The organism is Marivita geojedonensis (assembly GCF_002115805.1).
Lineage (GTDB): Bacteria > Pseudomonadota > Alphaproteobacteria > Rhodobacterales > Rhodobacteraceae > Marivita > Marivita geojedonensis.
Map to the genome: position 1 here is coordinate 227825 of NZ_JFKC01000001.1, position 14154 is coordinate 241978.

The window sequence follows — 14154 nt, forward strand, 5'->3', positions numbered from 1 at the left end:
AGGGAGAGGACAATGCGCACACGCGCCGCCGTTGCCGTTCAAGCCGGCAAACCATTGGAAATCATGGATGTGAACCTTGACGGCCCGCGCGCCGGAGAGGTGCTGGTCGAAATCAAGGCGACCGGGATTTGCCATACCGACGAATTCACCCTGTCCGGGGCCGACCCCGAGGGCATGTTCCCGGCGATTCTGGGCCATGAGGGCGCCGGGGTTGTGGTCGAGGTGGGGGAAGGCGTGACAAGCCTCAAGCCCGGCGATCACGTAATCCCGCTTTACACGCCGGAATGCCGGGAATGCGAATACTGCCTGCATCCCAAGACCAACCTGTGTCAGTCGATCCGCGAGACCCAGGGCAAGGGTGTGATGCCGGACGGCACGTCACGGTTCAGCACCTTGGATGGCGATCCGATCCTGCACTACATGGGCTGTTCGACATTTTCGAACCACACGGTTCTGCCCGAAATCGCGCTGGCCAAGATCCGCGAGGACGCGCCCTTCGACAAGGTGTGTTACATCGGCTGCGGTGTGACCACGGGGATCGGTGCGGTGATCAACACCGCCAAGGTCGAAATCGGCAGCCGCGCGGTGGTGTTCGGCCTGGGCGGGATTGGTCTCAATGTCATTCAGGGCCTGCGCCTGGCGGGTGCCGATCAGATCGTCGGTGTGGACATCAACCCCGACAAGGTACCGATGGCCGAGCGCTTTGGCATGACGCATTTCGTCAACCCGAAGGAGGTCGAGGGCGATCTGGTGCCCTATCTGGTCAACCTGACCAAGGGCGGCGCGGACTACACCTTTGACGCCACCGGTAACGTGCAGGTCATGCGGGACGCGCTGGAATGTGCGCACAAGGGCTGGGGTGAGAGCATCATCATCGGCGTGGCGCCGGCGGGTGCCAAAATCAGCACACGCCCGTTCCAGCTTGTCACAGGCCGCACATGGAAGGGCACGGCCTTTGGTGGTGCACGGGGCCGGACGGATGTGCCGAAGATCGTGGATTGGTACATGGACGGGAAAATCGAGATCGATCCGATGATCACCCACACCATGTCACTGGACGACATCAACAAGGGGTTCGACCTGATGCATGCGGGTGAAAGCATCCGCTCGGTCGTGATCTACTGATACTGCGTGCGGAGGGGTATCGCCCCTCCGTGCGGGAACCGGATCCCGGTGCACGAGGTTCCTGACACATGTCCGATACGCCTTCACTTCTCGCCGTTCTGATCGACGCCGACAACACCTCTCCGAAATATGCCCGTGCGCTGTTCGAGGAGATCGCGTCATTGGGCGAAGCCAGCGTGCGGCGCTGTTACGGCGACTTTTCCAGCCAGCAGATGGCGGGCTGGTCAAAGGTGCAGGCGGAGTTCGGTCTGGTGCCTCATCACCAACCGGCCAACACCGTGGGTAAGAATGCGAGCGATATCGCGCTGGTGATCGACGCGATGGACCTGATGCATACGGGGCGGTTTGACGGGTTTGTGCTGGTCAGTTCGGACAGCGACTTTACCCGGTTGGCGCAGCGGCTGCGCGAGCAGGGCTTGGACGTTTACGGGATGGGGATGCAGAAGACGCCCGAAGCCTTCCGCCGGGCATGCAAGCGGTTCATCTTCCTCGAGAACCTCGAAGGCGGGCCGGAGACCGGCAGCAGGGATCAGGCCCCTGGCAAGAGCGGGAACCTGAACGAGGCGCGGAACCTGATCCTCAAGGCAATGGATGCGATTGATCAGGACGATGAATGGTATCGGCTGGGTCAGTTGGGCCAGCACATCGTGTCGGCCAATCCGGATTTCGACACCCGCACCTATGGCAAGCGCAAGCTGAGCGACCTCGTAACCGACCTGAAGGTGCTTGAGGTCAAGCGGGGCCCCAACAACCAGCTGATGGTGCGCCGCCGCGACTGATCCGCGCTGTCGGATATATCTTTCTTGAGCGACTCCGGGTTGCGTGGCATCGTCCGAAGGTGAGGGGTCACTTCATTTTGCGGCAGGAGCCGTGATCATGATGACTGTAGATGCACCGATCCTGATCCGTGCCATCGATGACGATGCGCATGGTCAGGTTCGCGGACTGTCGGATGCTGCGCTTCTTGTGCTTGCGCAGGAGGTGATCCATCGCCTTTCGAACCTGTCGCGCGATGGCGGGCCTTCTTCACGAATTGATCTCGATGGCTTCTGCATGGCGCTGATCGAGCCGAAAGCGGAAGAGGCCAAGCTGCGTTTGCTGCGTGCGCATGAGAACGGTGCCAGCCATCGCGATCTGTGTGTCGACTACATTGGCGCGGCGGCGAAACGTCTGGGTGAATGGTGGGATGAGGATATCATCACCTTTGGCGACATGGCCGTGGCCGCCGGACGGATGCTGCATTTTCTGCGTGACCTACGCGACCTTGCTCCGGCTTTTGTGCAGCGGGGGAGCCGGGAAGCGCTGTTTGCCTCGGTTCCTGGCGAACAGCATATACTGGGTGTGACGATGGCGGCGGATCTGATGCGTGACAAAGGCTGGAAGATCGACCTTCAGATCAACCAGTCCATTGAACAGCTGTGCCAACGTGTGCGGGACAACAACGTGATGATCATCGGATTGTCCGCAACCAATGCCGAACGCATCAGGTCTCTGGCGGCGTCCGTGGTCGAGTTGCGGCTTGCGGCGCCGCATGCGCGCATCTTGATTGGTGGGCACATCGTCGAGGTCGAGCCGGACATCGCGCTGCGTACCGGGGCGGATGCGGCCTCGCCCACGGTGGATGCTGCATTTGATGATTTGGAGCGCCTTTATCAATCGCTGGGCGCTGCGGCGCATTAGTGAGAGCCAGCGACCCCGTAGCGCGCCATGAAGGTCGTAACGGCACCGTCGATCACGCGCGCCTTGTCGTCCTCGCTGACGGAATGAATGATCCCGAACACGACTTTCGGCCAGAGATCGGCCTTGCACAATTCTGCAAACTGGTCCGCAGCCAGGTTGTAATCGTCGATCACCAGTTCCCCACGCCCAACCGCCTGACGCAGGTAATCCACCAAGGCCGCGCGCATGATCATTGGACCGGAGTGGTAGAATTCCTGCCCGAGAAGGGGAAAGCGGTCAGCCTCGGCCACGCAGATACGAAAAATCCGCTGTCCGATTTCCGAATAGATAAAGCCGAGGAACTGCTGCGCGATGCAGGTCAGAACTTCGGGCGGTGGACGGGAGTGGTCGATCTTCTCGATCGAGGTCTGTGCCTGCTCCTGACACTGGCGGGTTGCGACTTCCATGAACAGGAGCCGCTTGTCCGGGAAGTAGCTGTAGAGCGTCGCCTTTGAGACCCCGGCCGCACGGGCGATGTCATCGACGCTGGCCCCTTCAAATCCGTCCCGCAGAAACACTTCCCGCGCGCCTTCGACCACCTGATCGAACTTTCGGCCTTTCCGGATTTGCGCCTGCGCCGTTGCCATTCCCACCCCATATGTCGCGTTCAAAATCTAAACAGATCAGTTTAGTCTCGCAATAGGGATGTGAGGTGCCGACGCCGGAATACAAGGCTTCGCGGCGGAAGGAGATGCCTACACCCCGATTGTATGAAGGATACTGACGATGAGATTTTCACTGAACCGGCGCCGTTTCTCTGATCTATCTGAACAGGAAATCCTGGCACTGGCGATTTCCTCGGAAGAGGACGATGCGCGGATCTATCGGTCTTACGCCGAACGGTTGCGGGGCGACTTCCCGGCAACGGCGTCGGTTTTTGACGGGATGGCGGCGGAAGAGGATACGCACCGCCAGCGACTCGTCGATCTGCACCGCGACCGGTTCGGAGATGTGATCCCTCTGATCCGACGCGAACATGTGGCGGGGTACTATGCCCGGCGCCCTGTGTGGCTGGTCGAAAATCTGGGCATTGATCGCATCCGCGCCGAGGCCGAGGCGATGGAACGGGATGCGGAGCGCTTTTACCTCGCGGCAGCCAAGCGAACGAGCGACGCGGCGACACGCAAGCTGCTCGGAGATCTCGCCGCTGCCGAGGCGGGGCATCAAAGCACTGCCGAAGCGCTCGAACAGGAACACCTGACCGAGGACACACGCAGCAGCGAGGAAGAAAACGCCCGTCGTCAATTCGTTCTGACCTGGGTTCAGCCAGGGCTGGCCGGGCTGATGGACGGGTCGGTGTCGACGCTGGCCCCGATTTTTGCCACCGCCTTTGCAACGCAGGACACATGGACCACATTTCTGGTCGGTCTTGCCGCGTCGGTTGGTGCCGGGATTTCGATGGGCTTTACAGAAGCGGCCTCGGATGACGGTCAGCTGTCGGGCCGTGGGTCGCCGATCAAGCGGGGCTTTGCGTCGGGCATCATGACCACGGTCGGCGGGTTGGGGCATGCCCTGCCCTACCTGATCCCGGATTTCTGGACCGCGACCGTGACCGCTTTCATCGTGGTGTTCATCGAGCTGTGGGCGATTGCGTGGATCCAGAACAAATACATGGACACACCGTTTTTCCGAGCTGCGCTTCAGGTGGTTCTTGGAGGTGCACTCGTTTTTGCAGCAGGTGTTCTGATCGGCAGCGGGTAGCGCCGGTCAGACAACAAAAAACCCGGGCGCGAACGCCCGGGCAGTTGGTCACTAAGGCTGATTGGAAGGAGGAGATCAGCCTTTGGAGAATTCCGGATAGGCCTCCATGCCCAGTTCCGCCATGTCGAGACCGTTGATCTCTTCTTCTTCGCTGACGCGGATGCCCATGGTGGCCTTGAGGATGAACCACAGGACGATGGACGCGACGAAGGTGAAGACACCGTAGGCGACGATACCGGTGAGCTGGGTCATCAGGCTTGCTTCACCGTAGAAGATCACGGCGATGGTGCCCCAGATGCCTGCGAAGAGGTGGACCGGGATCGCACCGACAACGTCGTCGATCTTGAGCTTGTCGAGGAACGGCACGGCGAAGACCACGATCACACCACCGATTGCACCGATCCAGAGTGCGCCGAAGAGCGTCGGAGCGAGCGGTTCAGCGGTGATCGACACGAGACCAGCCAGTGCGCCGTTGAGCACCATGGTCAGGTCGACTTTCTTGTAGAGAACCTGTGTCAGGATCAGAGCGGCGACGGCGCCGGCTGCTGCAGCCATGTTGGTGTTGGCGAAGATGCGCGACACGTCGGATACGTCACCCACGGTGCCCATTGCGAGCTGCGAGCCACCGTTGAAGCCGAACCAACCGAGCCACAGGATGAATGTGCCGAGGGTTGCCAGCGCCAGGTTGGAGCCCGGGATCGGGTTAACCTTGCCGTCTTTGTACTTGCCGATACGCGGACCAAGCACGATCACACCAGCCAGAGCAGCCCAGCCACCCACGGAGTGCACGACGGTCGAACCGGCGAAGTCGGAGAAGCCCATCTCGGACAGCCAGCCACCACCCCACTGCCAGGAACCGGAGATCGGGTACATGATGCCGGTCAGGACGATCACGAAGACGAGGAACGGCCACAGCTTGATACGCTCGGCCACGGCACCGGACACGATGGACGCGGTTGCGGCGACGAACACCAGCTGGAAGAAGAAGTCGGAGCCGACGGACGCGTAGTCAAGCGCCGCATCCGCAGCAGCGACGCCCACCGGGTCAAGCACGGTCTGGCCGCCGATGGCGAAGAAGCCGTTGAAATCGCCCGGGTACATCGTGTTGAAGCCAACCAGCCAGTACATGATGGCCGCGATGGAGAAGAGCGCGATGTTCTTGGTGAGCTGCATCGCCACGTTCTTGGAACGCACGAGGCCCGCTTCGAGCATGGCAAAGCCTGCCGCCATGAAGAACACGAGGAAGCCTGCCATGAGGAACAGGAGTGTGGTGAAGATATACGGGCCAACCTCGTCCATGGTCGGCGCGGCGGCCTCTTGAGCCATACCCATAACCGGCAGCGCGGCAAGCGCGGCAGCGGGCAGGAGTGTCTTGAGTAGTTTCATCTGAATGTGTCCCCTAGTCTCTGTCACTGCGCCGGTTCAGAGCGCATCCCCATTGGTTTCGCCTGTGCGCACGCGAATGGCTTGCTGCGCATCGAGCACGAAGATCTTGCCGTCACCGATCTTGCCGGTGCGGGCTGTTTTGGTGATGGTTTCGATCACCTGGTCGGCCATGTCGGCACCGACCACGATTTCGAGTTTGATTTTCGGCACGAAGTTCACCGCGTATTCCGCGCCACGGTAAATCTCGGTATGGCCCGACTGAGAGCCGAACCCTTTGATCTCGGTTACCATCATGCCGCGGACGCCAATGTCTGTGAGCGCCTCGCGGACCTCTTCAAGCTTGAACGGCTTGATTGTCGCTATGATGAACTTCACCTTGGTCCCTTTCCCTTGCAGGTCGATCTTGTTTGCAAGCGCAGAAAGGGTCACGGATGGCGGGAATGGAAGTTAAGACCCCCGGACTCTGGCGCCTCGGAACAGAAAGTTGCACAAATTTTGCACACTTTTGCACAATTGATTACTTTTTAAGCAATCAAAAAACCCAAAACCCCGGCAAAGGGCGGTCCACATCGACAGGGAAAACCACTAAATTACACAAAAAGAGCAGCATCACAGGCGGTCAGAATGACTGATTCACGACGCGGAAAAGGTCGTCTGGTCGCGGACCGGCGATATCCGAAGAAACCGGCCAAGAAGCCTGCCGCGAAGAAGCCCGCGCCAGTACGACGCAAGCCCGCGCGCCCGAAAGTGAAGCGTGGGGGTATCGTGGGGTTCTTTGTCGGCGTGGTATCGTGGGTATTCCGGTTCATCCTGCGCCTTTTCCTGCGTGCAGGTATTGTTGTTGCACTTCTGGTCGCCGGATGGGTCGGGATCACCTACACCACCCTTCCCGAGGTCTCGGACGCGCTCGACGGTCGCGCACGAGGGTCGGTGCAGCTCTTGGACCGGGATGGCGTGGCTTTTGCATGGCGGGGCGACCAGTTTGGCGGCGTTGTCACGGCTGACACCGTGTCACCTCATCTCAGGAATGCGGTGGTCGCCACAGAGGACCGGCGTTTCTACCGGCACTTCGGAATTTCCCCGCGCGGGATCGCCTCTGCGGTTCGGATCAACCTGTCCGAAGGCAGGGGGCCTCTGTCGGGGCATGGCGGCTCTACCATTACGCAGCAGACAGCAAAGCTCTTGTGCCTCGGGGTCGTGTATGACCCGGACGAATGGAAGAACGAGGCAGAGTATGTCGCCGACTGCCGACGCGGCTCGCTTGCGCGCAAAGCGAAAGAAGCGATTTACGCGCTGGCGATGGAGGCAAAATATACCAAGGACGAAATCCTCTCGATCTACCTCAACCGCGCGTACATGGGAGGTGGCGCCTATGGCGCTGCTGCGGCCGCGGAACGCTATTTCTCGAAACCGGCTTCTGCGCTGACACCGCAGGAGGGCGCAATGATCGCCGGTCTGCTGACCGCCCCGTCGAGCCTTGCACCGACATCGAACCTCGAACGGTCACAGGCCCGAGCAGCGACGGTGCTGCGTCTGATGAACGAGCAGGGTTACCTGACGGACGCGGAGACCAGAGCCGCGCAGGCGAACCCCGCCACTCTGTCTGACAAAGCGAAAACACAGACCGGCGGGTATTTTGCCGACTGGGTCATGCAGTCAGGACCGGATTTCTTTACCCGAGACACCACCGAAGACGTGATCATTTCGACCACCCTCGACCAGCGTATCCAGAAGGCGGCGGAAGATGCGATCAAGACCATCTTCACCACCAAGGTTCGTGAAGGTTCAAAGGCTCAGGCGGCAATCGTCGTCATGTCCGCCGATGGCGCGGTGCGTGGCATGGTCGGCGGTCGCCAGACAAACGTCTCCGGTGTGTTCAACCGCGCGACACAGGCAAAACGGCAGACCGGGTCAGCTTTCAAACCCTTTGTCTATGCCACGGCGCTCGAACTGGGCTACAGCCCGTATGATCGCGTTCAGGACGAGCCATTCTGCATGAACATCCCGGGATCGGGCCAATGGTGCCCCGAGAACTATTCACGGGATTACTTTGGGTCCGTCACGCTGGTTGATGCCCTGGCCAAGAGCCTGAACATCCCGGCGGTCAAGGTCTCGGAATCCGTCGGTCGCGATCTGGTTCGACGCGTGTCGGAGGATTTCGGCATCGAAAGCCCGCTGACGGACACACCGGCCCTTGCACTGGGTGCATCCGAGGCTTCTTTGTTGGAAATGACTGGTGCCTATGCCGGAATTCTGAATGGCGGCTCCTCCGTGACCCCCTATGGCCTGGAGGAACTGCGCCTTGTCGGTGAGCCCCAACCGCTTATGGGATCGGGCGGAGGCATCGGCGAACGCGTCATCAATGAAGACGCGGCACGGCAACTGATCTGGATGATGGAGCGCGTTGTCTCGCAGGGCACCGGGGGCCGGGCAAAACTCTCGGACCGCCAGGTCGCCGGCAAAACCGGGACGACTCAGGCCGCCCGCGATGCCTGGTTTATTGGGTTCACAGCAGATTACGTGGCTGGCGTATGGATGGGGTATGATGACAACACGCCGCTGACCGGAGTGACCGGTAGCGGTCTTCCAGCAGAGATCTGGCACGAGGCGATGCGCCGCGTGCATGAAGGCCTGCCCGTACGCCCGCTGCCGATGATCGAGCCAAAACCGCCCCGGCAAGTGGCGCAGCCAAAACCACAGGAGCAACCCGCTCCGCAGCGGGACCGAGGCGGGAACGCGCTTGAGAATGCGCTGAACCAGCTCTTGCGCGACATCCTCGGCGGCAACTGAACGACGGGGATCAGGGAACAAACCCCCTTCCCATTTCCGGGAACGCGCAATAGCGTTTCGGGACCAAAAACATGGAGATATCATGAGCAACGCGATCGACGCCCGACTGGCCGAACTTGGCCTGACTTTGCCCGACGCCCCGGCCCCTGCAGCAAACTACGTGCCCTTCGTGCAGACCGGAAACCAGATCTACGTATCCGGTCAGCTTCCGACCGGCCCCGATGGTCTGATCAAAGGCAAGCTGGGATCAGATCTTGATGCGGAGGCCGGAGCCGAAGCGGCGAAATACTGCGCGCTGGCTTTGCTGTCGCAGGCACGCAAGGCGGCTGGCGGCGACCTGAGCCGGATTCGGGTTGTGAAACTGGTGGGTTTTGTGAACTCGACGGCGGATTTCGGAGATCAGCCCAAGGTGGTGAATGGCGCGTCGGATCTGATGGTTGCCGTCCTGGGTGACAACGGTCGGCACGCCCGTTCAGCTGTCTCGGCCGCATCACTTCCGTTCGGAGTGGCGGTGGAGATCGAAGGCATCTTCGAGCTGCTATGAACAGACTGCCGCCGGTCTTTCTTGCGCGGCCCATCGCGCATCGTGGCTACCATGACAAGTCCGCGGGGCGGATCGAGAACAGCCCTTCGACCTTCTCTGCGGCCATCCAGGCAGGGTATGGCATCGAGCTTGACCTGCAGTTGTCACGCGATGGCATGGCGATGGTCTTTCACGACGATCTGCTCAACAGGCTGACGGAGGAAACCGGTCCTGTTCGGGAGAGAGACGCCGCAGCGTTGCAGAGCATTGTGCTCAGGGGTGGCCGCGACACGATCCCGACGCTCGGGCAAGTGCTTGCGCAGGTAAATGGCGCGGTTCCTCTGCTGATCGAGTTGAAGGACCAACACGGTGAAATGGGAGAGACAGACGGCCGTCTGGAACAGGCCACAGTCGATGCGCTTGCGCAGTACGACGGGCCGGTGGCGCTCATGTCTTTCAACCCCAACATGATTGCGAGGGTGGGGACCTTGGCCCCCGACCTGCCCCGTGGCCTGATCAGTTCTGCCTGGCGCCGCATCGACGAGCCGCATGTCCCGGTGGATACGCGCGCGCGGCTGGCGGGAATTCCGGATTTCGAAAGCGTGGGTGCGCAGTTCCTGAGCCACGATGTGACAAATCTCGAATCCCCGCGCGTTGAACAACTCAAGTCACGGGGTGTCCCGATCCTGTGCTGGACGGTTCGGAGCCCGGAACAGGAACATCAGGCACGCAAGATCGCCGACAACATCACCTTTGAGAGCTACGCCGCTTGAACGCCGCGCAACGCGGACCAAGTAGCAGGGCAGAGCAAAGGAAAGGTCATGTCGACCCAAACTGACGCGCCCACAATCGCGATCACCATGAACGGGTCGCTGTCGCAGATCGCGCCAGCGGACTGGGATGCCTGCGCCTGCCCCGAGGTTGCAGATGGCGGTCGTGCCGATGACCCGTTTACAACGCACCGGTTCCTGAGCGCCTTCGAGGAGAGCCGGTCCGTCGGGACCGGAACCGGCTGGGACCCCCGATATTTGACTGCGGAGATGGATGGGAGGGTCATCGCCTGCGCTCCGCTCTATGCCAAAAGCCACAGTCAGGGCGAATACATCTTCGACCACAACTGGGCGCATGCCTGGGAGCGCGCAGGCGGGCGGTACTACCCGAAGCTTCAGATTGCGGTGCCCTTCACGCCCGCGACAGGCCGGCGCTTCCTGACCCGCCCGGGGTTCGAGGTGGAAGGGTTGAGTGCGCTGGTACAGGGCGCGATTCAGGTGGCCGCGGACAACGAACTATCCTCGCTCCATGTCACGTTCTGCACGGAAGCCGAAGCCATTGCAGGAGAGCGGATCGGCCTCCTGCGGCGATATACTCAGCAATACCACTGGGAGAACCGGGGCTATAACAGCTTTGAGGCGTTTCTTGCCGATCTGAGTTCGCGCAAACGCAAGACCATTCGCAAGGAGCGTGAACGCGCGCAGGCATTCGGCGGGACCATACACCAGTTGACCGGCGATCAGATTCAGCCCGAGCATTGGGATGCGTTCTGGGAGTTCTATCAGGATACCGGCGCGCGCAAATGGGGGACGCCCTACCTGACACGCAGGTTCTTCGATATCGCGCAGGAGAGGCTGCGTGACGACATCCTGCTCGTGCTGGCCGAACGGGACGGCCGGTGGGTAGCAGGCGCGATGAACGTGATCGGGCGTGATACGCTTTTCGGTCGGTACTGGGGCTGCGTCGAGGACCATCCCTGCCTGCATTTCGAACTGTGCTATTATCAGGCCATGGACTACGCGATTGCGCATGGAATGAAGCGTGTCGAGGCAGGCGCTCAGGGTGATCACAAACTGTCACGCGGTTACCTGCCGGTTTACACCCATTCGCTGCACTGGATTGGCGATCCCGGATTTTCCGAAGCTGTCGCACGGTTTCTGGACGCAGAGGCCCGCGCGGTTGGCGAGGATATCGAGATCCTGACGAGCTATGGTCCATTCCGTAAAGACACTCTGGAGGAGCACCAATGACCGAGAAGCTTTCTGACACCGCGCGCAAAACGGTTCTGGGTCCGTTGCTCGAATCCGGGTGGACTCTGCTGGAAGATCGCGACGCGATTTCGAAGACTTTCAAATTCAAGGACTTCACCGAAGCCTTCGCCTGGATGACCCGCGCGGCTCTCTGGGCCGAAAAATGGGATCATCATCCCGAGTGGCAGAATGTCTACAACCGCGTTGAAGTGACGTTGACCACGCATGACGTGGAAGGCTTGTCGTCGCTGGATGCGAAACTTGCCCGAAAACTGGACACGCTCTAGCACGGGGTTACGGGTAAAGCGTGAAACGCGCTGATTTCACGCTAATTTCCTTATGCGTGGTGTTTGCCGTCGGCTAACGTCGTTGTGGTGTAAAGGTAAAAACAGGTTTCCATGAGAGTAGAGACGAACGACCGGCTCACCCACCTTGTCTATGAAGCGTCGCTCGACAATTCACTGCTGCCCGAGTTGATCCTCGAACTGACCGAGCAGGTTCAACTGGCCGCCGACGGGCGGATGATCGAGGCAGAGTCGAGACAGGATCTGAGTGATCTGATGGAGCATTTCCGTCGCGCCATCGAAATCTCTGAAAAGATGGTGCGCCTTCAGGAACGCGGATCTGATCTTGAAGCCGTTCTGGGAACGTTTGCCGTCGGCATTGCCCTGATCGACGACAGCGGCCGACCGATTGTCGTCAACCGCGCGATGCGCGAAACCGGTCTGGCACTCGAGGCACCGATCCGTCTGTTGCCGGCCGGTCATGCCGACGCCACATTGCCCGAGGCGCAAAGCCTGAGCCGCTGGGTCTCTGAAACCAATCGGATCGAAACACCGCAATCCCTGATGACGCGGGACAGTGACACGACCTACCTTCTCCTGCCTCGGCAGGAAGCAATCCGAATGGGTTTCCCGGCCAAGGCCGCCGCAGTTCTGGTTGCAACCAATCCAAACACCGCCGATGGCCTGCGCGCGCTGGCAAATGCGCATGATCTCACACTTCGTGAGCAGGCGCTTGTGCGCGGGCTTATGGAAACAAGCGATCTGCGCAAGGCCAGCAAAGCGATGGGCATCAGCTATGAATCAGGGCGGACCTACCTCAAGCGCGTATTTGAAAAAACCGGACTAACCAGTCAGGTGGACCTGATCAACACCATAGCAAGAAGCCCTATGTCGATGTTCCGCGAGCGACAGACCACGGACGAAGAACGGTTTCAGGTGCGGCGACTGCATCGGCTGCCGGACGGGCGGATGCTCGAGTATTTCATTCTCGGACCAGAGAAAGGACGACCGGTGCTGCTGTTCGATGCGCTGTCGGGATCGTCCATCGACCTGACCGGGTTTCCACGACAGTATTACGAGCATCTGGAGCATTACGGCGTCAGGCTCGTGATGCCCTGCCGCCCCGGAATTTACCGGTCGGATTTCCGCAAGATGACATCGCTCCGCGATTTCGCCCCGGATCTGGAAAACCTGATCGATGCGCTTGGGAACGATCAGGTGTCCCTGATGAGCTTTTCCTTCGGATCCGGCATTGCGCTTGCTACCGCGCATGAACTTCCGGACCGGATCAGAAAGGTGGTGCTCTCGTCGCCAAGCTACCCGGCCTACAAGCACGAGAACTGGCGTGAACTTGACCAATTCTATCATTTGTCCGCCGTGCTGGCACAGCGCTGGCCCGCGATGTTCCGTCAGTTGATTCCGTTTCTGGTCCGGTCGATCATCCAGAACGCACCGCGCTACATGGAGCGGTACTGCAACCGAACGCCAAGCACGCACGACGTTGAGCTACTGTCCCATCCAACCATCGGAATACGGTCTTCGAGGATGCTTGAAGAGCGGACAGCCGGAGGTGTGAATGGGATGGTCGAGGAGAACCTTCTCAATGCACGGGGTTGGGATTTCGACGTTTCGATGATTCACACAGAGGTCGAAATCTACCACGGCGCCTTCGACAACGTTGCCCCGGCACAGGGCGGCGAAACACTGGCCCGGACCTTGCCCAACGCATCATTCACCAAGTTCGACGACAAGGGGCATTATCAGCATATCTCCAGCTGGCCCTGGATGGTCGCCCGCGCCGCGGGATTTGACGTCGCTCCCTACGACCGGATCTACACGATCCCCGATCTCAGACATTCATGCAGTTTGTCCCCATTTGGGGATATTGCGACAGACATCGCGTCCCTAGGGTCAGGTTACTGAGCCTTTTCAGCACCTATTCTTTTTAGAGAAGCATTTGACATGACAAAGACTTTGACCAAAGTCGCCGCCTTCAGGCGTCTGGCGCATGAGCGCCAAATGACATCCCTTATTGATCGGGACATCATTGCCTTGGGCGGCGACTTCATACCTCTGCGATCCGATTGGGTCTCTTTGTACTACGACACCGGCTACAAGGTCTGTTCTGACGACGGCAGCCAATATGCCTACCGCGCAATCACCACGCGGGGCGAGTTGCTGTGGCTGGTGTTTTCGACCGGAAAATCCCGTGGATATCATTCTGAGGCGTCCTGCCCCGTGGGTGCTTTCGAAGAAGCGCAGACTGCGCTTGCGCATCGTCGCGAGGTCAAGTCCAGGTGGGACGATGTGACCTCGGTCGCGCGTGCTCTCCGTCGTGGCAGCTTGCGTTTCGACGTGTTGATCGAGGATGCCCACAACTCTCCGCTTTGCGCCATGGGCACGCGGCATTTCCTGCGCTCTGTCGGGATGAGCCGGATCACCCGTATCAGCGGGTTCAAGCTGGCTTGGTTGATGCTTGTTGAACCGCAGCTTGGTTTCGTAATCCACCAGGCCGCTTTGCGCGAGAGCGTGCTGAACGAGCCAAGCACGACGCCATTGATGGACGCACTGACCGGCGCCAGAGGCTGACCAGAACGCTCTTCGC

The 14154-nt window shown here is 60.2% G+C and carries 14 protein-coding genes; 11 read left to right on the forward strand and 3 right to left on the reverse strand.

Features of this window, described 5'->3' with window-relative positions:
* Positions 1-12: 12 nt before the first annotated feature.
* From MGEO_RS01215 to MGEO_RS01225, 3 genes are all read left to right on the forward strand, one after another.
* On the forward strand, positions 13-1125 hold the full coding sequence (locus MGEO_RS01215) for an S-(hydroxymethyl)glutathione dehydrogenase/class III alcohol dehydrogenase (protein WP_085634868.1): 1113 nt from the start codon (positions 13-15) through the stop codon (positions 1123-1125).
* Between the two features lie 68 nt (positions 1126-1193).
* Positions 1194-1904: an NYN domain-containing protein gene (locus tag MGEO_RS01220; RefSeq protein WP_085634869.1), complete on the forward strand. Its 711-nt coding sequence runs from the start codon at positions 1194-1196 to the stop codon at positions 1902-1904.
* A 97-nt stretch (positions 1905-2001) separates the two neighbouring features.
* Positions 2002-2805: a cobalamin B12-binding domain-containing protein gene (locus MGEO_RS01225; protein ID WP_085634870.1), complete on the forward strand. Its 804-nt coding sequence runs from the start codon at positions 2002-2004 to the stop codon at positions 2803-2805.
* Here the strand turns inward: MGEO_RS01225 and MGEO_RS01230 are convergent.
* Positions 2802-3431, reverse strand: a complete 630-nt coding sequence (locus MGEO_RS01230) for a TetR/AcrR family transcriptional regulator (RefSeq protein WP_085634871.1) — start codon at positions 3429-3431, stop codon at positions 2802-2804. The two genes, MGEO_RS01225 and MGEO_RS01230, sit on opposite strands and share 4 nt — an antisense overlap.
* A gap of 139 nt (positions 3432-3570) precedes the next feature.
* Here MGEO_RS01230 and mbfA point away from each other — a divergent pair, with 139 nt between their 5' ends.
* Positions 3571-4545 (forward strand): iron exporter MbfA, encoded by a 975-nt coding sequence (mbfA, locus tag MGEO_RS01235; RefSeq protein WP_085634872.1) that lies wholly within the window; start codon positions 3571-3573, stop codon positions 4543-4545.
* Between the two features lie 75 nt (positions 4546-4620).
* Here the strand turns inward: mbfA and MGEO_RS01240 are convergent, their stop codons facing one another.
* Together MGEO_RS01240 and MGEO_RS01245 are read right to left on the reverse strand one after the other, a co-directional pair.
* Positions 4621-5931, reverse strand: a complete 1311-nt coding sequence (locus MGEO_RS01240; protein ID WP_085634873.1) for an ammonium transporter — start codon at positions 5929-5931, stop codon at positions 4621-4623.
* Between the two features lie 36 nt (positions 5932-5967).
* Positions 5968-6306 (reverse strand): P-II family nitrogen regulator, encoded by a 339-nt coding sequence (locus tag MGEO_RS01245; protein WP_085628146.1) that lies wholly within the window; start codon positions 6304-6306, stop codon positions 5968-5970.
* A 249-nt stretch (positions 6307-6555) separates the two neighbouring features.
* Between MGEO_RS01245 and MGEO_RS01250 the strand changes: the two genes are divergently transcribed.
* The 7 genes from MGEO_RS01250 to MGEO_RS01280 all read left to right on the forward strand — a co-directional run bounded on the left by MGEO_RS01250 (position 6556) and on the right by MGEO_RS01280 (position 14138).
* On the forward strand, positions 6556-8721 hold the full coding sequence (locus MGEO_RS01250; protein WP_085634874.1) for a transglycosylase domain-containing protein: 2166 nt from the start codon (positions 6556-6558) through the stop codon (positions 8719-8721).
* A gap of 82 nt (positions 8722-8803) precedes the next feature.
* Positions 8804-9265 carry a RidA family protein gene (locus MGEO_RS01255; protein ID WP_085634875.1) on the forward strand — a complete coding sequence of 154 codons (462 nt, stop codon included), beginning with the start codon at positions 8804-8806 and terminating at the stop codon, positions 9263-9265.
* On the forward strand, positions 9262-10017 hold the full coding sequence (locus MGEO_RS01260) for a glycerophosphodiester phosphodiesterase family protein (RefSeq protein WP_085634876.1): 756 nt from the start codon (positions 9262-9264) through the stop codon (positions 10015-10017). The genes MGEO_RS01255 and MGEO_RS01260 overlap by 4 nt, the downstream gene beginning before the upstream one ends.
* A 48-nt stretch (positions 10018-10065) precedes the next feature.
* The gene (locus tag MGEO_RS01265) at positions 10066-11265 is read left to right on the forward strand and encodes a GNAT family N-acetyltransferase (RefSeq protein ID WP_085634877.1); all 1200 of its coding nucleotides are present in this window, start codon (positions 10066-10068) and stop codon (positions 11263-11265) included.
* The gene (locus MGEO_RS01270) at positions 11262-11552 is read left to right on the forward strand and encodes a 4a-hydroxytetrahydrobiopterin dehydratase (RefSeq protein ID WP_085634878.1); all 291 of its coding nucleotides are present in this window, start codon (positions 11262-11264) and stop codon (positions 11550-11552) included. Before MGEO_RS01265 ends, MGEO_RS01270 begins: the two co-directional genes overlap by 4 nt.
* A gap of 111 nt (positions 11553-11663) precedes the next feature.
* Complete coding sequence (locus MGEO_RS01275) at positions 11664-13472, forward strand: alpha/beta fold hydrolase (protein ID WP_085634879.1); 1809 nt, start codon at positions 11664-11666, stop codon at positions 13470-13472.
* A 39-nt stretch (positions 13473-13511) separates the two neighbouring features.
* The gene (locus MGEO_RS01280; protein WP_085634880.1) at positions 13512-14138 is read left to right on the forward strand and encodes a hypothetical protein; all 627 of its coding nucleotides are present in this window, start codon (positions 13512-13514) and stop codon (positions 14136-14138) included.
* Positions 14139-14154: the final 16 nt, after the last annotated feature.